Annotated in this window: 1 pseudogene; it reads right to left on the minus strand. The window is 70.0% G+C overall.

The window, feature by feature from the left end:
- Positions 1–143: 143 nt before the first annotated feature.
- Positions 144–283 (minus strand): annotated as a pseudogene (locus MKL01_RS31525) (efflux RND transporter periplasmic adaptor subunit); the annotation flags it as partial.

The following is a 283-nucleotide window of genomic DNA, read 5'->3' on the forward strand; positions in this document are numbered from 1 at the left end:
TCGTCTGCAGGGCGACCGGCAGGGTCGCGGCGACCTCGAACGATAGGTCCGCGGGAAGCGGAAGGGTCCGCCCGTGATCCGCCACGGCATACTCGGCGTAGCCGCCGGCGCCGGAACACATGACGCGGTCGCCGGGATGGAGGGTCGGGGGCGCTGATCCGGAACAGCAGGTCGCCCTTCCGCACATGCGTGCCGATATCGACCCTGCGCTCGACGATGTAGCCGGTCGCCCTTGGGTAGAGGCTCGCCGTGTCGAAGGCCTGGGTGGTGCCGGTCTGGGTGA

It is taken from the genome of Methylobacterium sp. J-070, from assembly GCF_022829385.1.
Lineage (GTDB): Bacteria > Pseudomonadota > Alphaproteobacteria > Rhizobiales > Beijerinckiaceae > Methylobacterium.